At 67.7% G+C, this 18,357-nt stretch carries 19 protein-coding genes; 9 read left to right on the plus strand and 10 right to left on the minus strand.

The genetic code is table 11. The features are described from left to right. The coding region (locus tag HUU99_RS11560) for a heparinase II/III family protein (RefSeq protein WP_174286739.1) at positions 1–1,048 on the plus strand (1,048 nt) is incomplete at its 5' end. 19 nt (positions 1,049–1,067) lie between these two features. Further along, complete coding sequence (gene purH / locus HUU99_RS11565; RefSeq protein ID WP_174286740.1) at positions 1,068–2,633, plus strand: bifunctional phosphoribosylaminoimidazolecarboxamide formyltransferase/IMP cyclohydrolase; 1,566 nt, start codon at positions 1,068–1,070, stop codon at positions 2,631–2,633. A gap of 38 nt (positions 2,634–2,671) precedes the next feature. On the opposite strand, the gene HUU99_RS11570 is transcribed toward purH, so the two are convergent. From HUU99_RS11570 to nadB, 4 genes are all read right to left on the minus strand, one after another. Beyond that, entirely contained in the window at positions 2,672–4,180 is a 1,509-nt protein-coding gene (locus tag HUU99_RS11570; RefSeq protein WP_174286741.1) for a lipopolysaccharide biosynthesis protein, read from the minus strand. 124 nt (positions 4,181–4,304) lie between these two features. Further along, positions 4,305–7,070 (minus strand): DNA polymerase I, encoded by a 2,766-nt coding sequence (gene polA / locus HUU99_RS11575; protein ID WP_174286742.1) that lies wholly within the window; start codon positions 7,068–7,070, stop codon positions 4,305–4,307. Between the two features lie 74 nt (positions 7,071–7,144). Continuing rightward, a complete protein-coding gene (locus HUU99_RS11580; RefSeq protein WP_174286743.1) occupies positions 7,145–8,251 on the minus strand; it encodes a serine hydrolase in 1,107 nt (368 codons plus the stop codon). A 268-nt stretch (positions 8,252–8,519) separates the two neighbouring features. Continuing rightward, the gene (gene nadB / locus HUU99_RS11585; RefSeq protein WP_174286744.1) at positions 8,520–10,100 is read right to left on the minus strand and encodes an L-aspartate oxidase; all 1,581 of its coding nucleotides are present in this window, start codon (positions 10,098–10,100) and stop codon (positions 8,520–8,522) included. 373 nt (positions 10,101–10,473) lie between these two features. Here nadB and HUU99_RS11590 point away from each other — a divergent pair, with 373 nt between their 5' ends. Beyond that, on the plus strand, positions 10,474–10,701 hold the full coding sequence (locus tag HUU99_RS11590) for a GCG_CRPN prefix-to-repeats domain-containing protein (protein WP_174286745.1): 228 nt from the start codon (positions 10,474–10,476) through the stop codon (positions 10,699–10,701). 28 nt (positions 10,702–10,729) lie between these two features. Here the strand turns inward: HUU99_RS11590 and HUU99_RS11595 are convergent, their stop codons facing one another. Continuing rightward, complete coding sequence (locus HUU99_RS11595; protein WP_174286746.1) at positions 10,730–11,656, minus strand: ABC transporter ATP-binding protein; 927 nt, start codon at positions 11,654–11,656, stop codon at positions 10,730–10,732. A gap of 211 nt (positions 11,657–11,867) precedes the next feature. Here HUU99_RS11595 and HUU99_RS11600 point away from each other — a divergent pair, with 211 nt between their 5' ends. Then, positions 11,868–12,101 carry a zinc-finger domain-containing protein gene (locus HUU99_RS11600; protein WP_174286747.1) on the plus strand — a complete coding sequence of 78 codons (234 nt, stop codon included), beginning with the start codon at positions 11,868–11,870 and terminating at the stop codon, positions 12,099–12,101. A gap of 19 nt (positions 12,102–12,120) precedes the next feature. Then, positions 12,121–13,563, plus strand: a complete 1,443-nt coding sequence (gene tldD, locus HUU99_RS11605; RefSeq protein ID WP_174286748.1) for a metalloprotease TldD — start codon at positions 12,121–12,123, stop codon at positions 13,561–13,563. A gap of 3 nt (positions 13,564–13,566) precedes the next feature. Here tldD and HUU99_RS11610 read toward each other — a convergent pair whose 3' ends face one another. Both HUU99_RS11610 and HUU99_RS11615 read right to left on the minus strand, forming a co-directional pair. Then, the gene (locus tag HUU99_RS11610; protein WP_174286749.1) at positions 13,567–13,863 is read right to left on the minus strand and encodes a CcdB family protein; all 297 of its coding nucleotides are present in this window, start codon (positions 13,861–13,863) and stop codon (positions 13,567–13,569) included. Beyond that, the gene (locus HUU99_RS11615) at positions 13,863–14,108 is read right to left on the minus strand and encodes a type II toxin-antitoxin system CcdA family antitoxin (RefSeq protein WP_174286750.1); all 246 of its coding nucleotides are present in this window, start codon (positions 14,106–14,108) and stop codon (positions 13,863–13,865) included. Before HUU99_RS11615 ends, HUU99_RS11610 begins: the two co-directional genes overlap by 1 nt. 50 nt (positions 14,109–14,158) lie before the next feature. On the opposite strand from HUU99_RS11615, the gene HUU99_RS11620 reads away from it, so the two are divergent. The 4 genes from HUU99_RS11620 to HUU99_RS11635 all read left to right on the plus strand — a co-directional run bounded on the left by HUU99_RS11620 (position 14,159) and on the right by HUU99_RS11635 (position 16,874). Next, on the plus strand, positions 14,159–14,710 hold the full coding sequence (locus HUU99_RS11620; RefSeq protein WP_174286751.1) for a pyridoxamine 5'-phosphate oxidase family protein: 552 nt from the start codon (positions 14,159–14,161) through the stop codon (positions 14,708–14,710). A 10-nt stretch (positions 14,711–14,720) separates the two neighbouring features. Next, on the plus strand, positions 14,721–14,924 hold the full coding sequence (locus tag HUU99_RS11625; protein ID WP_174286752.1) for a putative signal transducing protein: 204 nt from the start codon (positions 14,721–14,723) through the stop codon (positions 14,922–14,924). Positions 14,925–15,064: 140 nt separating this feature from the next. Beyond that, positions 15,065–15,403 carry a P-II family nitrogen regulator gene (locus HUU99_RS11630; protein ID WP_174286753.1) on the plus strand — a complete coding sequence of 113 codons (339 nt, stop codon included), beginning with the start codon at positions 15,065–15,067 and terminating at the stop codon, positions 15,401–15,403. Between the two features lie 13 nt (positions 15,404–15,416). Then, positions 15,417–16,874, plus strand: a complete 1,458-nt coding sequence (locus HUU99_RS11635) for an ammonium transporter (RefSeq protein ID WP_174286754.1) — start codon at positions 15,417–15,419, stop codon at positions 16,872–16,874. A 133-nt stretch (positions 16,875–17,007) separates the two neighbouring features. Here the strand turns inward: HUU99_RS11635 and HUU99_RS11640 are convergent, their stop codons facing one another. From HUU99_RS11640 to HUU99_RS11650, 3 genes are read right to left on the minus strand one after another with little or no spacing between them, the layout of a single operon-like run. Continuing rightward, on the minus strand, positions 17,008–17,319 hold the full coding sequence (locus HUU99_RS11640; RefSeq protein WP_174286755.1) for a hypothetical protein: 312 nt from the start codon (positions 17,317–17,319) through the stop codon (positions 17,008–17,010). Beyond that, positions 17,316–17,792, minus strand: a complete 477-nt coding sequence (locus HUU99_RS11645) for a hypothetical protein (RefSeq protein WP_174286756.1) — start codon at positions 17,790–17,792, stop codon at positions 17,316–17,318. Before HUU99_RS11645 ends, HUU99_RS11640 begins: the two co-directional genes overlap by 4 nt. Continuing rightward, positions 17,789–18,220 (minus strand): TIGR01244 family sulfur transferase, encoded by a 432-nt coding sequence (locus HUU99_RS11650; protein ID WP_174286757.1) that lies wholly within the window; start codon positions 18,218–18,220, stop codon positions 17,789–17,791. Before HUU99_RS11650 ends, HUU99_RS11645 begins: the two co-directional genes overlap by 4 nt. Positions 18,221–18,357 lie beyond the last annotated feature (137 nt).

The following is an 18,357-nucleotide window of genomic DNA, read 5'->3' on the forward strand; positions in this document are numbered from 1 at the left end:
GGGGCTGGCGCGCGCGTTGGGGAGCGGGCTGAGCGACGATGGCGGCGCGGTGTCGCGCAGCCCGGCGGCGCTGCTCGATACGGTCGAGCTGCTCGCGATGCTGCGCGAGACCTATGCCGCGCGGCGGATCGACCTGCCCGTCGCGGTCGCGACCGCATTGGGCCAGGCGGTGCCGGCATTGCTGGGGGTGACGCTGGGCGACAAGGCGCTGTCGAGCTGGCAGGGCGGCGGCCCGGTCGGGGCGACCCGCGTCGCCGCGATCGTCGAGGCGACCGGCATCCGAACGCGGCCGCTGCGCCAGGCGCGCGACTGGGGGTATCAGCGGCTGGCGGCGGGCACGGCGGTACTGGTCGTCGATGCCGCGCCGCCGCCCGTCGCGCGACTGGTCGAGGGGGGATGCGCGTCGACGCTCGCCTTCGAGTTCTCCGACGGCGCGGCACGGCTGATCGTGAATTGCGGCGGCGCGCGGGCGGCGCAGGCGGGGATGCCGGCGGCGTTGCTCGAGGGGCTGCGGACCACCGCGGCGCATTCGACGCTGACGATCGCGGACAGCAATTCGACCGCGATCCATGCCGACGGCACGCTCGGCCGCGGCGTCGCAACGGTCGAGCTGAGCCGCCAGGAATCGGATGCCGCCAGCCGCATCGAGGCCAGCCACGACGGCTATGTCCGCCGCTACGGCTTCGCGCATCGCCGGCAACTGATGCTGACCGGCGACGGACGCGAGTTGCGCGGCGAGGACGCGTTGCTGCCCGAAGGACGGCGGCGGCGAGGCAACACCGCGTTCGCGATCCGCTTCCATCTCGGCCACGGGGTACAGGCATCGCCGACCGCCGACGGACTGGCGGCGATCCTGCGGCTGCCGGGCCAGGGATCAGGTAACGGGGCGTTGTGGCAGTTCCGCTGCCGCGGCGGAACGCTCGGGATCGAGGACAGCGTGTGGGTCGATGCGAGCGGCCGACCGCTGCACACGCAGCAGATCGTGGTATCCGGCGAGACCCCGGCCGGCGGTGCGAGCGTGAGCTGGGCCTTGAAGCGCGCGTCGTGATGCGCCACGGCGCAGCGCCATGACCGACATCCCGATCCGCCGCGCGCTGCTTTCCGTTTCCGACAAGTCGGGGCTGGTCGATCTCGCCCGGTCGCTGGCGGGCAACGGCGTCGAACTGGTCTCCACCGGCGGCAGCGCGAAGACGCTCCGCGACGCCGGGCTGACGGTGCGCGACGTGTCCGATCTCACCGGTTTCCCGGAGATGATGGACGGGCGGGTAAAGACGCTGCACCCGATGGTGCATGGCGGACTGCTCGCGGTGCGCGACGACGCCGCCCATGTCGCGGCGATGGACGAACACGGGATCGGCGCGATCGATCTGGTGGTCGTCAATCTCTACCCGTTCGAGGCGACGGTCGCGAAGGGTGCGGACCCGCCGACCGTCATAGAGAATATCGACATCGGCGGCCCGTCGATGGTCCGATCCGCGGCGAAGAACCACGCCTTCGTCGCGATCGTCACCGATCCGGCGGATTATCCGCTGGTCGCGGGCGGCACGACGACGCTGGACGATCGCAAGCGCCTGGCCGCCAAGGCGTTTGCCCGGACCGCCGAATATGACGCGATGATCGCCAGCTGGTTCGCGTTTGCAGACCAGCGCCAGATGTTCCCCGATACGCTGCCGCTGGTACTGAAGTCACCCGTCGTGCTGCGCTATGGCGAGAACCCGCACCAGCAGGCGGCCTTCTACCGCCCCGCCGGACCCGCGGCGCGCGGCATCGGTCAGGCGCGGCAGGTGCAGGGCAAGGAACTGAGCTACAACAACTATAACGACGCCGATGCCGCACTGGAACTGATCGCCGAATTCCGCGACGCCGCGCCGACCTGCGTCATCGTGAAGCATGCCAACCCCTGCGGCGTCGCGACCGCCGGCACGCTGGGCGCGGCGTACGAAGCGGCGTTCGCCTGCGATACGGTGTCCGCGTTCGGCGGGATCATCGCGGTCAACCGGCCGCTCGATGCCGCGACGACGCGCGCGATCACCGGCATCTTCACCGAAGTCGTCGTCGCCCCCGATGCCGACGAGGAAGCGATCGCGCTGTTTGCCGCGAAGAAGAATCTGCGCCTGCTGCTGACGGGCGACCTGCCGGACCCCGCACGATCCGGGCTGACCGCGAAGTCGATCGCGGGTGGCTGGCTGGTGCAAGGTCGCGATTCGGGGACTCCGGGGGAACCAACCGTCGTCACCAAACGGGCACCGAGCCCCCAAGAACTGGCCGATTGCCGTTTCGCCTGGACGGTCGCCAAGCACGTCAAGTCCAACGCGATCGTCTATGCCCGGGACGGTGCGACCGCCGGCATCGGCGCGGGGCAGATGAACCGGCTGGAATCGGCGCGGATCGCGGCGTGGAAGGCGAGGGACGCCGCGGACAAGTCCGGCTGGGCGACGCCGCGGACGACCGGTTCGGCGGTGGCATCGGACGCGTTCTTCCCGTTCGCCGACGGGTTGATGGCAGCGGTCGAGGCCGGCGCGACCGCGGTGATCCAGCCGGGCGGATCGATCCGCGATGCCGATGTCATCGCCGCGGCCGATGCGGCGGGTCTGGCTATGGTGTTCACAGGGATGCGTCACTTCAGGCATTGAGCCGCCATGTTCGTGCGGACGCAGGAACGGGACGGGCCTTAAACCGCCGACAGCGGCAGCGTCGCCTCCTCCGCGCGCGGCATCGTGCCGAACAGCGCGCGGTCGGCGGGGCCGAAGGCGTAGCGCCACAGCACGAACAGGTACGTCGCCGCGATCGCAGGCTCGCCGATCAGCAATTCGGCCCATTCATAGTCGTGCGGCAGCAGCGTGAAACCGGTGCCGATCGCGATCGCCGCCAGCGCGGCCCAGACCAGCGGCCAGCGCCACGGCGAGACCGGTGCTTTCAGGATCACCGACAACAGCCGCATCTTGGCGACGCTCATCGCCCCCAGTGAGATCATCAGCGCCACCGCAGGCCCCGCCGCCTGCCAATTCGTCGGCCAGCCGAGCCACCGCATGGCGAAGATCAGCGCGAAGCTGAGACCGATCTGGAACGCCAGCGTCAGGATCGAGATCGCCAGATTGCGGTGCCGCGCGACATAGACCAGCGCCGATTCGCTGACCGCGCCCGACGAGGCGAGCACTTCCGCGATCAGCAGGAAGGCGAGCGCCGCGGTGCCTGCGACGAATTGCGGGCCGACGACGCCCATCACCGCCTTGCCCGGGATCGATCCCATCAGCGCGAGGCCCCCTTGCGCCGCGATGATCCAGAACGCGACCTGGCGAACCTGCCGCGCGATCGCGGCCTTGTCGCCGATCGCCAGGCTCTGCGTGATGACGGGCCCCAGGATCGGGTCGAAGCTGGTCTTCAGCTTCTGCGGCAGGCTCGCGACCTGTTGCGCCATGTAATAGATGCCGACGATCTTCGGCGCGAACAGCACGCCGAGGATGAACCGGTCGACGTTGCGCGTCCCCCATTCGAGCGCGTCCGCCCCCGCCAGCGGCACGTTCTTGCGCGCCAGCGTCAGCAGCGGCGCGATCCGCGGCTGCCAGCCTCTGGGAAGCCCGTACGTGCGCAGGAACGGAACGAGGCTGGCGATCAGCGCCGCGGTCATCGACGTGCAATAGGACAGCACCAGCCCGTCGCGGTGCGCAACGAAGGAAAAGGCCCAGGCCGCGACCGAGATCGTCCACGGCTCGACGACCGCGCGTGCGGTCACCGTCGCCTTGACGTCGTGGCGAAACGCCAGCGCGGCCAGGCTGACATCGGACCAGGCGACCGCGACAATGACGCACGGCAGATACCGGTCAAGCCCGCAGATCGCCGAGTTCGGGTACATGATTTCCGGGAACAGCCATAGAAAGGCGCTGGCTGCGACCGCCGCAAGGAATGCGACGGCCATGGCGTTCCACACGACCTCGACCTGCGGCTGGTCGCTGTCGACGAGCGCCTGCGCCAGCCCGCGCTTCAGTCCGAGCGTCGCGACCAGAGCGGCGAGTTCCACCACCACCACGGCAATGGCGAAGCGCCCGACGAGATCGGGACCGTAGATCCGCCCGGCGATGAACAGGAAGGGGATACGCGCGGCGAGGCGCAGGACGAAGCCCGCGATGTTGGTGCGGCCCCCCTTGGTGAGCGCATCGATGTCTTCCTTTGGTTCGGTCACATAGCTTCCTCCGTCACCCCGGCCTTGAGCCGGGGTCCATCGTGAAGCGAGCCAACCAGCCTGACGATGCGCGGCACGATGGATGCCGGATCAAGTCCGGCATGAAGAAAGACAATGGCGTTGCTCAATGCGCCGCGCCCCAGCTGAGACCCGTCCCGATCTCGATCCCCAGCGGTACCGACAGCACCACCGCCGGCTCCGCCGCGGTTGCCATCACACGCTCGATCACCGTGCTCGCCGCCGCGACATCGCCCTCGGGCAGTTCGAACACCAGTTCGTCATGCACCTGCAGCAGCATCCGGACGTGCCCGAGCCCCGCGTTTTCGAGTGCTGGCCCCATCCGGGTCATCGCGCGCTTGATGATGTCCGCGCACGTCCCCTGGATCGGCGCGTTGATCGCGGCGCGTTCCGCGCCCTGGCGCTCGTGCTGCACCTTCGACTTGATCCGCGGGAAATGCGTCTTGCGTCCGAACAGCGTGGTGGTGAACCCCTTCTCGCGGACGGACTCGGTGGTCGCCGCGATGTAGTTGCGGATGCCGGGGAAACGATCGAAATAGCGGTCGATCATCGCCTGCGCCTCGTCCGCGGTCACGTCGAGCCGCCCGGCCAGCCCCCAGCGGCTGATGCCGTAGAGGATCGCGAAGTTGATCGTCTTCGCCCGGCCGCGGGTGTCGCGATTGACCTCGCCGAACAATTCCTGCGCGGTCAGCGAATGGATGTCGTCGCCGTTCGCGAACGCGGCCCTTAGCGCGGGCACGTCGGCCATGTGCGCCGCCAGCCGCAGCTCGATCTGCGAATAGTCCGCCGCCAGGATGACGTTGCCCGGATCCGCCACGAACGCGTCGCGAATCTGGCGGCCGATCTCGGTGCGGATCGGGATGTTCTGGAGGTTCGGGTCTGTCGAGGACAGCCGCCCCGTCTGCGCCCCGGTCAGGCTGTAGCTGGTATGGACGCGGCCCGTCGCCGGATCGATCTGCTCCTGCAGCGCATCGGTATAGGTGTTCTTCAGCTTCGCCAGCTGGCGCCAGTCGAGCACCCGCGCCGCGATTTCGGCTCCGGGCGAGTCCTTGTCGGCGGCGATCCGTTCCAGTTCGGTGAAGTCGGTCGAATAGACCCCCGACTTGCCCTTGCGCCCTCCCTTGATCCCCATCCGCTCGAACAGCACGTCGCCCAGCTGCTTGGGGCTGCCGATGGTGAAGGACCCGCCCGCCAGCGCGTGGATCACCGTCTCCAGTTCGGCCAGCTTCACGGTAAAATCCGCCGACAGCGCCGCCAGTTTCTCGCGGTCGACGCGGATACCGTGGCGTTCCATGCCCGCGACGACGGATACCAGCGGCCGGTCGACCATCTCGTAGACGCGGGTCGCGCTTTCGGCCGGCAACCGCGGCTTGAACCGCCGCCACAGCCTGAGCGTGACATCGGCGTCCTCCGCGGCGTAGCGGGTGGCGGATTTCAGATCGATCTCGTGGAAGCCGCGCTGGCTCTTGCCCACGCCGACCACGTCCTTGAACGCGATGCAGCTGTGCGAGAGATGCGTCGCCGCCAGTTCGTCCATGCCGTGGCCGTGCAGCCCGGCGTCGAGATCGAAGCTCATCACGATCGTATCGTCATAGGGCGCAACGCCGATCCCGAGTCGCGCCAGGATGATGAGGTCGTATTTCAGATTGTGGCCGATCTTCAGGACCGACGGATCCTCGAACAGGTCTTTCAGCACCCCGAGCGCCTCGGCGCGGTCGATCTGCACCGGCACTTCGGACAGCAGGTCATGCCCGCCATGGCCGAGCGGCAAGTAGCAGGCGAGGTTGGGGTGCAGCGCCATCGACACGCCGACCAGATCGGCGCGCATCGGGTCCTTCCCCGTCGTCTCGGTATCGACCGCGATCCAGCCCTGGTGCCGCGCCACGGCGCACCAGCGTTCGAGATCGGCGAGCGTGGTGACGGTCTCGTAGCCGTCATGGTCGCAGGGCGGGTCCTCCAGATGCGGCACGCTGACGGATTCGGGCACCGGCGCATCCGCCACGCCGCCCGCGGTGCCGAGCTTGGCGAGAAGCGACTTGAAGCCGTGATGTTCGAGGAACGCCCGGAGCGGCGCGTCGGGGATACCCTGCAGTACGAGATCGTCGAGCGGTTCGGGCAGCGCGACGTCGCATTTCAGGTCGACCAGCACCCGGCTGAGCCGCGCCATCTCGGCATGTTCGATCAGGTTGTCGCGCAGCTTGCCGGGCTTCATCGACGGCGCGGCGGCCAGCACGGCCTCCAGATCGCCATGTTCGAGGATCAGCTTCGCCGCAGTCTTGGGACCGACGCCGGGCACGCCGGGCACGTTGTCGACGCTGTCGCCCATCAGCGCCAGCACGTCGCCGAGCTGCGTCGGCACGATCCCGAAGAACTTCTCCGCGACATGCTCGGCGCCCAGCCGGCGGTTGTTCATCGTGTCGTACAGGTCGAGCCCCGGCTCGATCAGCTGCATCAGGTCCTTGTCGGAGCTGACGATGGTCACTTCCCACCCTTGTGCCAATGCCGCCTTGGCATAGCAGGCGATGATGTCGTCCGCCTCCAGCCCCTCGGTCTCGATACAAGGTAGCGAGAAGGCGCGGGTCGCGTCGCGGATCATCGGGAATTGCGGGACGAGATCTTCGGGCGGCGGCGGGCGGTGCGCCTTGTACTGGTCGTACAGATCGTTGCGGAAGGTCTTGGACGATTTGTCGAGGATGACCGCCATGTGGGTCGGGCCGTCGGCGGCGTGCACCTCGTCCGCCAGCTTCCACAGCATCGTGGTATAGCCATAGACCGCCCCGACCGGCTCGCCATGCTTGTTGGTCAGCGGCGGGAGGCGGTGATAGGCGCGGAAGATATAGCCGGAGCCGTCGACGAGATAGAGATGAGGCATCGCGGTCGAACCTAGCGGAGGATGGGGCGAGGGACCACTAAATCCTCCCCGGCACGGGGAGGATTTAGGCAGCCTCAGCCAGCCGTTCCCCCCGCCGCATAGCCCGCCACCGCCGCCGCGACGGACTGGATCAGCTGCTGGCGCGCCGACATCGATTCGCGGGTGTCGCCGATCATCACCGCGATCGTGAAGCGCCGCCCGTCGGGCGCGGTCAGCAGGCCGACATCGTTGAATCCGGCATTGCGCTGGCCCAGATCCTGGCCGGTGCCCGTCTTGTGCGCGATCTTCCATCCGGCTGGGAGAGCGGCGCGCAACCGGGCGCGACCGGTGATCGACTGGCCCATCGTGTCGAGCAGCACCCGCGTCGAGGTCTCGCTCAGCAGGTCGCCGCGCGCCAGCCGGGCCAGCGCATCGACGATCGCCACCGGCTCCGCACCGTCCGGCGGATCGGCGACATAGGCGTCGAGCGCGGCGGCGCGCGCCGCGGGCGACAGGCGGCCGCGTGCCTGCTCGAACGCACCGCTGACCGCATAGCCCGGCTGCCAGGTCAGCCCGGCGGTCCGAGCCTGCAGCAGCCGTTCGCCCGGGCCGAAACGGATGCCGCCCAGCCGCTTGCGCTCGATCATCGACCGCACCGCCGCGGGGCCGCCGACATAGCTGAGCAGCCGGTCGTTGGCGGTATTGTCGCTCATCGTCAGGGCGCGGCGGAGCAGTTCGCCGACCGTCGTATGATAGCCGTCGCCCTTCACCAGCATCGCGATCGGCTGGTGGAACAGCGTCAGGTCCTCGGGCCGCACGACGACCGGATCGTCGAGCCGCGCCTTGCCCTGGTCGCGCAGGTCGAGCAACGTGATCGCGACCCAGAGTTTCGATACCGATTGCTGTGGCAGGAACTGCCGACCGCCGGCCTGCACCGTCCATCCGGAGTCGACGCCGCGCACCGCGATGCCCATCTTGCCTTCGAACCCGGCGTGCAGCGCCTCGATCGAACGCGCCAGCTGTACGGGTGCCGGATGCGCGACGATCGGCACCGGCGGCGGGACCGGCAGCGACACCGCGACCGGATCGGCACGACCGGGCGCGGAGGCGCTGGCACCGGGACGCGACGGACTGCACGCCGCGAGCGTTGCGAGAACGGTCGCGGCGACGATGATCCGGCCCACCGGGCGCGTCGATCGCATGTTGATGGCCGTGCCCCTTGTTCGAGGGCGCAGCATTACCGGGTGGAATTTCATGGGAAACCGCCAGTTGGGCGCGCTGCGATGAACCGCGCCTGAAGCGGGGTGGGTCGAATCGGGTGAATGGAATGAGGCCGCCACCGCCCCCCTCCCCGGCGAAGGCCGGGGCCCAGTTGCGAGACATTGGTAACGGCGTTCCCGCGCTTCGTTACCTCGACCGCGGCACCTGGGCCCCGGCCTTCGCCGGGGGGGACGTGGCCGCGGCCCTTCCTTAAGGCACCAGCACCGTATCCTGCGCCATCGCCAGCGTCTCGGGCCAATCCAGCGTGTAATGCAGCCCCCGGCTCTCATGTCGGTGCAGCGCCGATCGAACGATCAGGTCGGCGGTCTGCAACAGGTTGCGCAGCTCGATCAGGTCCGGGGTCACGCGGAAAAGTGCGTAATATTCGGCGACCTCGTCGTTCAGCAATTTGATCCGGTGCGCCGCGCGTTCCAGGCGTTTGGTGGTGCGGACGATGCCGACATAATTCCACATGAAGCGGCGAATCTCGGTCCAGGTCTGCTTGATGACGACCTCCTCGTCCGAATCCTCGACCCGGCTCTCGTCCCAGGCACGGATCGCTGGGACCGGGGGCAGCGTGTCCCAATCGCCCGCGATGCTTCGCGCGACCGCCTCGCCGAAGACGAAGCATTCGAGCAGCGAATTGGACGCGAGCCGGTTCGCCCCGTGCAGCCCCGACTGGGTGCATTCCCCCGCCGCGTACAGCGCGGGCAGGTCGGTCCGGCCGTCGCGGTCGATCACGATGCCGCCGCAGGTGTAATGCTGCGCCGGCACCACCGGGATGGGTGCGCGGGTCATGTCGATCCCCAGTCCCATCAGCTTTTCATGGATGTTGGGGAAATGCCCGCGGATGAAATCGGCGGGCATGTGGCTGATATCGAGATGGACGTAGTCGAGCCCGTAGCGCTTGATCTCGGCATCGATCGCGCGCGCCACCACGTCGCGCGGCGCGAGTTCGAGGCGCAGCGGATCGTAATAGGTCATGAAGCGCTTGCCGGTCTTGGGGTTCACCAACCGCCCGCCCTCGCCACGCACCGCCTCGGTGATGAGGAAATTCTTGACCTCCAGATCGTAGAGGCAGGTCGGGTGGAACTGCATGAATTCCATGTTCGACACGCGGCAGCCCGCCCGCCACGCCATCGCGATGCCGTCCCCGGTCGCGCCGCGCGGGGCGGTGGAGAACAGATAGGTCCGTCCCGCGCCGCCCGTGGCCAGCACCGTCGCGCGCGCGGTGTATAGGTTCACCCGCCCGGTGCCGCGATCGACCGCATAGACCCCCCAGACATGGCCGGCGCCCGAATAGCGTTGCTCGTGACGGCCAGTCGCCAGATCGATCGCGACCTGATCGGGGACCAGCGTGATGTTGGGATGCGCGTCGCACGCGCGTTGCAGCGCCTCCTGCACCGCCCAGCCGGTCGCGTCGTCGACATGGACGATCCGGCGATGCGAATGCCCGCCCTCGCGCGTCAGGTGCAGCGCGTTGCCCTCGGTCGCGAAGGGCACGCCCAGCTGCGTCAACCGCTCGATCGCGGCGGGCGCGCCCTCGACCACCATCTCGACGATACCGCGGTCGTTGAGCCCCGCGCCCGCGACCATCGTATCCTCGACATGGTTCTCGAACGTGTCGCCGGGTTCCAGCACCGCGGCGATCCCGCCTTGCGCCCAGGCGGTGGAGCCTTCGTTCAGCGCCCCCTTGGCCAGCACGGTGACCGTGAACCGGTCGGCGAGATTGAGCGCGGCGGTCAGCCCGGCCGCACCCGAACCGACGATGAGAACGTCCGACTGATTCAAGCGCGATCCCCCGAAACGGCGCGGAAGTGGACGAACCACACGCTACGTCCGGGTCGGAATCGCCCCGCCCGAGGTGGCGTGCGGGTCGGCGGGGCGCGGCGGGCGGAAACGGCGGTCCGAAACATGACGCGCGCTGTCGCACGAAACGGGGGGTGTAGGACAGGGGGATGGGGATGGCAGCAAATCGGTGATGTCGCGCACGTCCAAGCTACTCCCCCCCGGCGAAGGAGGGAGGGAGGCGACAGGTTGCCGAGGCGTGGCGATCGGCACCGAACCTTACCCATCAGTTTCGCCCACGGAACGGTCCTGCGAAACCCGCGTTTTATCTGCGCGGTCCCGTTGGGTCGTCAGCGTAACGTCATCGGAGATATCCATGAAAACCATTCTCGCCATCGCGCTTGCCGCCACCCTCGGCACGGGCGTCGTCGCCGTCGCCCCCGCCGACGCGCGCGACGGCTGCGGCCCGGGCTTCCATGCCGGTCCGCGCGGTCGCTGCTTTCCCAATCGGGCCGGCTATTTCGATGGCCGTCGCGGCTATTGGGATGGCCATCGCTACTGGCAGCACCGCGAGCGCTTCCAGGGCGGCTGGCGCTATCGTTAAGATCAGACCGGCGTAGCGCGGATCCGCGCTACGCCGCGTTGGCGGCGCGGGTCAGGCTGAGGAACACGTCCTCCAGATCGGCTTCCTTGGTCGATACGTCGACGATCCCGAACCCGTCGCCCTGTACCGCGGCCAGCACCTCGCCCGCGTTAACCCGGCTCTTGTCGTAGGTGATCTCCAGTGTCCGCGCGTCCTTCAGCGCGATCTTCTGGAAACAAATCGCTTCCGGCACCGCCGCGACGTCGCGGTCGACGATCACTGCGACGATCTTTTCCTGCGCCTTGCCCACCAGCTCGCGGGTCGGCTCGTTGGCGATGACCCGGCCGTTGTTGATGATCGCGATCCGGTCGCAGAGCTGCTCCGCCTCTTCCAGATAATGCGTCGTCAGCACGACGGTGACCCCGTGTTCGTTGAGCCCGCGGACATAGGTCCATAATTGCTGGCGAAGCTCGATATCGACGCCCGCGGTCGGCTCGTCGAGGACCAGCACCGGCGGCGAATGCGTCATCGCCTTCGCCACCATCAGCCGCCGCTTCATGCCCCCCGACAAGGTGCGCGCATAGGCATTGGCCTTGTCCTCCAGATGCACCGCGCGCAGCAATTCCATCGTCCGCCGCTTCGCCTTGGGCACGCCGTAGAGCCCGGCCTGGATTTCCAGCGTCTCGAACGGCGTGAAGAACGGGTCGAACAGGATCTCCTGGTTGACGATTCCGATCGACGCCTTGGCGTTGCGCGGGTGCTGGTCGATGTCGAAGCCCCAGATCGCGGCGGTGCCGTCGGTCTTGTTGACGAGCCCGGCGAGAATGTTGATCAGCGTCGACTTGCCCGCGCCATTGGGGCCGAGCAGCCCGAAGATCTGCCCGCGGGGAATGGCCAGGCTGACATCGTCCAGCGCGCGCTTGCCGCCCGCATAGGTCTTGCAGAGGTTCTGAATGCTGATCGCGGCTTCGGTCATGCCGGGGCGATAGGCTTGGCGGGGGTATGCATCAACCTTTCCCTCTCCCCCTGTGGGAGAGGGAGGGAGCAGCGAAGCTGCGGAAGGGTGAGGGGGATAGCGTATGACCACGACCCCCTCACTCTCCCACTGCTTCGCAGCGGGCCCCTCCCTCTCCCACAAGGGGAGAGGGAATTGTGCATTCCGCCCTGCCTTGCTATCGCCCTCCCCGATGCAGCCGCCCCCCGAAACCATCCGAGTCACCCAGCCCCGCGTCGCGTGCGACGGGGCGAGCGATATCCCCGGCGGTGCCGCGCTCGGCCATCCGCGGGTGTGGTTGCAGATCAGCGAGTCCGGCTATGTCGATTGCGGCTATTGCGATCGGCGCTTCATCCTGACGGGTGGCCCGGCGGACGGCGCGGATCAATCGACGCTCAAGGATCACGGGGATGGCGCGGGACGCTGATCTGCCTATATTCGATGGCATGAGCATTCCCACAGACCCCCGCCGGTTCCTCTACCGCGACGCGCTCGATCCCGAACAGGCGCAGGCATTGACCGCGAAGGCGCTCGCGAATGCGGACGACGGCGAACTCTACCTCCAATATCGCCGCAGCGAGGCGTTCGGGTTCGACGACGGACGGCTGAAGACCGCAAGCTACGATACGCAAGGCGGCTTCGGCCTGCGTGCGGTTTCGGGCGAGACGACCGCGTTCGCGCACGCCAACGAACTCTCCCCCGCCGCGATCCGCCGCGCCGCGGAGACGATGGCGCTGATCGAGCCCGGTGCCGATCGGCATGGGGCCGCGAAGGCATCGCCGCCCGCACGCACGAACCGCCACCTCTACACCGACGCCGATCCGCTCGACCTCGTGCCCTTCGCGGACAAGGTGAACCTCTGTCAGACGATCGACGCCGCGGCGCGCGCGCGCGATCCCCGCGTCGCGCAGGTTTCGGTGTCGCTGTCCGGCAGCTGGGCGGTGGTCGAGATCGTCCGCGCCGACGGCTTCGTCGCGACCGACGTCCGCCCGCTGGTGCGTCTGAACGTCTCGATCGTCGCCGAGCGGAACGGCCGTCGCGAAACCGGCAGCTACGGCATCGGCGGCCGCTATCTCTATACCGACCTGTTCGCGCCCGACACATGGAACCGCGCGATCGACGAGGCGCTGGCGCAGGCGCTGACCAACCTCGACGCGGTCGCGGCACCGGCGGGCGAGATGACGGTGCTGCTCGGCAATGGCTGGCCGGGCATCCTCCTGCACGAGGCGATCGGTCACGGGCTGGAGGGCGATTTCAACCGCAAGGGGACCAGCGCGTTCTCGGGCCGGATCGGCGAACGCGTGGCCGCGCAGGGCGTTACCGTGGTCGACGACGGCAGCCTTGCCGACAAGCGCGGTTCGCTGACGATCGACGACGAGGGCACGCCGACGCAGGAGAATATCCTGATCGAGGACGGCATCCTGAAGGGCTATATCCATGACCGGCTGAATGCGCGGCTGATGGGCGTCGCCCCGACCGGTAACGGCCGGCGCGAGAGTTTCCAGCACGCGCCGATGCCGCGGATGACCAACACCTTCATGAAGGCCGGGCAGGACGATCCCGCCGAGCTGCTGTCGCGGGTCAGGAAGGGCATCTTCGCCAAGGCGTTCGGCGGCGGGCAGGTCGACATCGTGTCGGGCAAGTTCGTGTTCAGCTGCACCGAGGCGTATCTGATCGAGGACGGAAAGCTCGGCGCACCGATCAAGGGCGCGACCTTGATCGGCGACGGGCCCAGTTCGCTGACGAAGGTGCGCGGCATCGGCAACGACTTCGCGCTGGACGAGGGCATCGGCGTGTGCGGCAAGGGCGGGCAGAGCGTGCCCGCCGGCGTCGGGCAGCCGACGTTGCTGGTCGACGGGCTGACCGTGGGCGGGACGGCGACTGGGTAAGGGTTAAACGCCCGTCAGCATCATGTCGAACGCACCGATGATCTCAAATCGGTGAATTGCCAGATTGGTGATTTTCGTACCAAGGACGCGTGCGCTGACCGCCGCCGCGAACTGGGTCACCATGATGTAGGTTTCACCATCGATTGCGAATTCGGGATTGAGGCGCGCGCGTCGATCCGGCGACTGGCTCGCCGGTAGCAGCGGGGCCGTCAGTCGGGTGGTGAGATGAGACAGGGCATCGGACTGGCAGTCGAGCAGCAGATCGCCTTCGCGCGTGCGGTACACGTCGAACTGCGGCATCAGAACAAGCGGTACTTTTCCAGCGGTAGACCATGTTCCTCAACCCAGCGGTTGACCGACTCCGCCCATTCCCGATTTTCCTCGCGCCAGCGCCGATCACGTTCCACCTTCGCTGCCGCTCGCAGCGCCAATTCGCTGACCTGCGACAAATTGATGCCAGCCTCGCGTGCGGCAGCCACTACGCCGGTATCGATCGATAGATTGACGGATTTCCGCTTGCCGGATGCGATCGGATCATGTTTCATGTGGACAAGTTATGCGCCTACTTACTGCGCGTCAATCGGGAGCATGACCGATGGAATTCTTCTCCGCGCTGAACGACAATCATTGCGCATTTATTACGAAACAGCCGATATTCTTCGTCGCGACCGCCGCAGACGGCGCCCGTATCAATCTCAGTCCCAAGGGCCTCGACAGCTTCCGCGTACTGGACCCGGCCCGCGTCGCCTATGTCGATCTCGGCGGTTCGGGAAACGAGACGCAGGCACATCTGGCGGCGGACGGGCGGATCACGGTCATGTTCTGCGCCTTCGACAATCCTGCGTCGATCCTTCGCCTCTACGGCCACGGCACCGCAGTGCTGCCGCAGGACGAGGGGTTCGAAGCGCTCGCCGCGCATTTCCCGCGCCTGCCGGGGATCCGGCAGGTGTTCGCGATCACGATCGACAGCGTGCAGGTCAGCTGCGGCTGGGGCGTGCCGCGGATGACATTGAATCGCTCGCGCGACACGCTGACCAAATTCCATGCCCAACAGATACCCGAGGAACGGCTGGCGAAGATCGCCGGCAGGACCAAAAGTATCGACGGGCTGCCGGTACGCGTCCAGACGCGGATCCCCGCGGCGTGACCGCCCGCCGATGAGCATCGTCGAACTCGGCCGCTTCAGCCGCAACGAAGCGCATATCCTGATCGGTCGTCTGGACAGCGAAGGCATCACCGCGATCGCCTTCGACGGGGAGACGTCGATCGGCGACGGCAGTTATCTGCTGATCCCCGTGCGGGTGATGGTCAACGAGGACGACCTTGCCGCGGCGAAGGCGATCGTCGTCGCCGCTGCCTGATTTTTCGGCACTGCGGTCGCGCATGCCCGAAAAGCGATCGGCATCCGTCATGCAATCGTAACCTTCCTTTAGGGAATCGGTTGCGTCTCGCAGTGGCACGATGATTGCGATGGACCTTCCGGGCAAAAGGGAGGGCGTGCGTGAAGCTGGTCATCGCGATCATCAAACCGTTCAAGCTCGACGAGGTGCGCGAAGCGCTCACCGCGCTCGGCGTGGCGGGGATGACGGTCACCGAAGTCAAGGGATTCGGCCGACAGAAGGGTCAGACCGAGATCTACCGCGGCGCGGAATACAGCACCAACATGGTGCCGAAGATCAAGATCGAGGTAGTCTGCGCGACCGATCTGGCGTCGCGTGTCGTCGAGACGATGCAGGCCGCGGCGAACACCGGCGCGATCGGCGACGGCAAGATCTTCGTGCTCGATGTCGGCCAGGCGGTGCGGATCCGCACCGGGGAGACCGACGATGCCGCGCTTTGACGGGGGGAACATCATGAAATCGACGCGACTGACATCGGGCGTCGGTGCCGCCGCGATTGCCCTGCTGCTCGCGCATCCCGCGTTCGCGCAAGGCACCGCGGCCGCGGTCGCCGCAAGCCCGATCCCGAAGGCGACCGTCGACAAGGGCGACACCGCGTGGATGCTGGTCTCCTCGCTGCTGGTGCTGATGATGGCGGTACCCGGGCTGGCCTTGTTCTATGGCGGGCTCGTACGGACGAAGAACATGCTGTCGGTGCTGACGCAGGTGCTGATGATCGTGTGCATGGTCGCGGTGATGTGGGTCACCTTCGGCTATTCGCTCGCGTTCACCGGACACAATGCCTTCTGGGGCGGGTTGTCGAAGGCGTTGCTGATGGGCGTCGATGCGACGAACAGCCGGGCGGCGACCTTCTCGAACGGCGTCTACATCCCCGAATATGCGTATATCTGTTTCCAGATGACCTTCGCGTGCATCACGCCCGCCTTGTTCATCGGATCGATCGCGGAGCGCGTGCGGTTCTCGCCGCTGATGCTGTTCACCGCCTTGTGGGTGATATTGGTCTATTTCCCGATCGCGCACATGGTCTGGTATTGGGGCGGGCCCGATGCGGTCGCCGCCGCAGCGCTGAAGGGCGCGGCGGCGCTGGACTTGCAGAATGCGGATGCGGGCTGGCTGTTCCAAAAGGGCGCGCTCGATTTCGCGGGCGGCACCGTCGTCCATATCAATGCGGGCATCACCGGCCTCGTCATGTGCATCATGCTCGGCAAGCGATCGGGCTATCCCAGGGAGCCGATGCCGCCGCATTCGCTGACCATGACGATGATCGGCACATCGTTGCTGTGGGTCGGCTGGTTCGGCTTCAACGCCGGGTCCAACCTCGAATCGAACGGGGTGACCGCGGTCGCGTTCATCAACACCTTCGTCGCGACCGCCGCGGCGGGGCTGTCGTGGCTGCTGGTCGAACAGGTCGTTCGCGGCAAGCCGTCGCTGCTCGGCGCGGCATCCGGGGTCGTCGCCGGGCTGGTCGCGGTGACGCCGGCATCGGGCTATGCCGGGCCGATGGGGTCGGTCGTGCTGGGGCTGATGGTCTCGCCGATCTGCTTCTTCTTCGTCAGCAAGGTAAAGTCCTATTTCGGCTATGACGACAGCCTCGACGTGTTCGGGGTGCACTGCATCGGCGGCGTCACCGGCGCGATCATGACGGGTATCCTAGACGCGCCGTATCTGGGCGGCCAGGGTATCGCGGATTATGCGGCCAAGCCCGGTGCGATGATCGCCGGTGCCTATCATATGCCGGCGCAGCTGTGGATCCAGTGCCAGGCGGTCATCGTGACGCTGGCCTGGTCGTCGATCGGTGCGACATTGCTGTTCCTGCTGGTCGACAAGACCTGGGGCATGCGCGCCGCGATCGACGCCGAGCACGAAGGGCTCGACATCGCCGAACATGGCGAGCGCGCCTATCACCACTGAGTTCGGCACCACCACCGGGGGCGGATAACCCGCCCCCACCGACGTTCCTCCTGCGGACGACCTGAGCCCGGTGCAGCGATGCACCGGGTTTTTTTGGTATCGCAGGTCTGGGGCGACGAGGGCGCGTGACCCCCTAACGCCGCCGCCCCAACGGGCGCAGCCGAACGCCGATGCAGATCGCCGTCGGCCAGAACAATGTATTGACGATATCGCTGGTCGTATCGGGCCAGCGCCACGACCCGAAATGCATCCGGTCCAGCACCTCGTTCGCGCCTTCCGCCAGCGCGACGAAGGCGAGCGGCACGAAGCTGCCGAGCGAACGACGAGTCGCGATCCGTGCCAGCATCAGGATCGCCATGCCGGCGTGGACGTGCAGCAACGTGTCGGGCAGCCCGGTGCCGTCGCCGATCCAGTCGATGAAGCGGTGGTAATAGGCCGGGATCATAGGCTCCCGCTCGCCGGCGCTTCGGCCGCGGCCGGATCGTCGATCAGCGCACCGGTCGCGATCCCGCGCGACGCGAGCGCGGCGGCGGATGGTCCCGCCGACGCGGGGGCCAGGCGGCGGATATCCAGCACGTCGACCCCCGTCAGCGCGACGCCGCCGATCCCGCGATCGCCCGTCTCCACCACGATCCCGTCCGCGGTCGCGCGAACCGCGGTCCAGCCGATCTCACGCGCCACGACCCTGCGCCCGGCGGGAACGACCACCGCGACCCGGTTGTCGTGCGACACCGCCAGCGCCCCCGCCCCGTCCGCGCCGACGACCGCACCCGCTACCGCGAAGCCGGGGATGGCACCCTCCACCGCGGTCGCGGCCTGTTCCGGACTGTCGATCCGCGCCGGACGCGCGCGCCGCATCACGAGTCCCAGACCGGTCGCCACCAGCAACACGACCGCCCCGATCACGACGGCGGTCATCGCGCCGCCAGCGTGTCCAGCATCGCGCGCAGGCCCGACACGTCATAGCCCGCATTCGCCGCCTGCGCCGCGATCAGGGTCGGATCGCGCCCCGCCTTCGCCGCGGCCAGCGCCCAGAGGTTGCACGACCGCGTGCCCGACCGGCAATAGGCCAGCACCGGGCCGTCCGCCGCGGTGATCGCGGCCACCATCGCGTCGATCTGCGCATGGCCGAACCCCGCATGCGTGACCGGGATCGCGGTATAGCGAAGCCCCGCCGCCTCCGCCGCGGCACGGATATCCGCGCCCGATGGCTGACCCGCATCCTCGTCGTCCGGCCGATTGTTGACAATCGCGACATAGCCCGCGGCCTTGATCGCGGCGATGTCGGCGGGGTCGATCTGCGGGGCGACGGCGATGCGGTCGTTGAGCGGGCGAAGGTCGGTCATTCCATCGGCCTTAGGCGATCGGGATGCGATCGTCAGTGGGGAATGTGCGGTGAGGTGCGCGCCGACGACATGCGCCGCGTCGCTACCCATTTTCCCGTCTTGCCGGGCTTGTCCCGGCATCCAGGGCCGCGAGCGAT

Source organism: Sphingomonas bacterium (assembly GCF_903642285.1).
Taxonomy (GTDB): domain Bacteria; phylum Pseudomonadota; class Alphaproteobacteria; order Sphingomonadales; family Sphingomonadaceae; genus Sphingomonas.

What these genes read in the sequence shown, in the direction of transcription:
- tldD (WP_174286748.1), top strand. Translation starts at nt 12,121, where the DNA reads ATGAGCATTCCCACAGACCCCCGCCGGTTCCTCTACCGCGACGCGCTC.
- HUU99_RS11610 (WP_174286749.1), bottom strand. Translation starts at nt 13,863, where the DNA reads ATGCCGCAGTTCGACGTGTACCGCACGCGCGAAGGCGATCTGCTGCTC.
- polA (WP_174286742.1), bottom strand. Translation starts at nt 7,070, where the DNA reads ATGCCTCATCTCTATCTCGTCGACGGCTCCGGCTATATCTTCCGCGCC.
- HUU99_RS11590 (WP_174286745.1), top strand. Translation starts at nt 10,474, where the DNA reads ATGAAAACCATTCTCGCCATCGCGCTTGCCGCCACCCTCGGCACGGGC.
- HUU99_RS11645 (WP_174286756.1), bottom strand. Translation starts at nt 17,792, where the DNA reads ATGACCGCCGTCGTGATCGGGGCGGTCGTGTTGCTGGTGGCGACCGGT.
- HUU99_RS11625 (WP_174286752.1), top strand. Translation starts at nt 14,721, where the DNA reads ATGAGCATCGTCGAACTCGGCCGCTTCAGCCGCAACGAAGCGCATATC.
- HUU99_RS11595 (WP_174286746.1), bottom strand. Translation starts at nt 11,656, where the DNA reads ATGACCGAAGCCGCGATCAGCATTCAGAACCTCTGCAAGACCTATGCG.
- HUU99_RS11650 (WP_174286757.1), bottom strand. Translation starts at nt 18,220, where the DNA reads ATGACCGACCTTCGCCCGCTCAACGACCGCATCGCCGTCGCCCCGCAG.
- HUU99_RS11635 (WP_174286754.1), top strand. Translation starts at nt 15,417, where the DNA reads ATGAAATCGACGCGACTGACATCGGGCGTCGGTGCCGCCGCGATTGCC.
- HUU99_RS11640 (WP_174286755.1), bottom strand. Translation starts at nt 17,319, where the DNA reads ATGATCCCGGCCTATTACCACCGCTTCATCGACTGGATCGGCGACGGC.
- HUU99_RS11620 (WP_174286751.1), top strand. Translation starts at nt 14,159, where the DNA reads ATGGAATTCTTCTCCGCGCTGAACGACAATCATTGCGCATTTATTACG.
- HUU99_RS11600 (WP_174286747.1), top strand. Translation starts at nt 11,868, where the DNA reads ATGCAGCCGCCCCCCGAAACCATCCGAGTCACCCAGCCCCGCGTCGCG.
- HUU99_RS11615 (WP_174286750.1), bottom strand. Translation starts at nt 14,108, where the DNA reads ATGAAACATGATCCGATCGCATCCGGCAAGCGGAAATCCGTCAATCTA.
- purH (WP_174286740.1), top strand. Translation starts at nt 1,068, where the DNA reads ATGACCGACATCCCGATCCGCCGCGCGCTGCTTTCCGTTTCCGACAAG.
- HUU99_RS11580 (WP_174286743.1), bottom strand. Translation starts at nt 8,251, where the DNA reads ATGCGATCGACGCGCCCGGTGGGCCGGATCATCGTCGCCGCGACCGTT.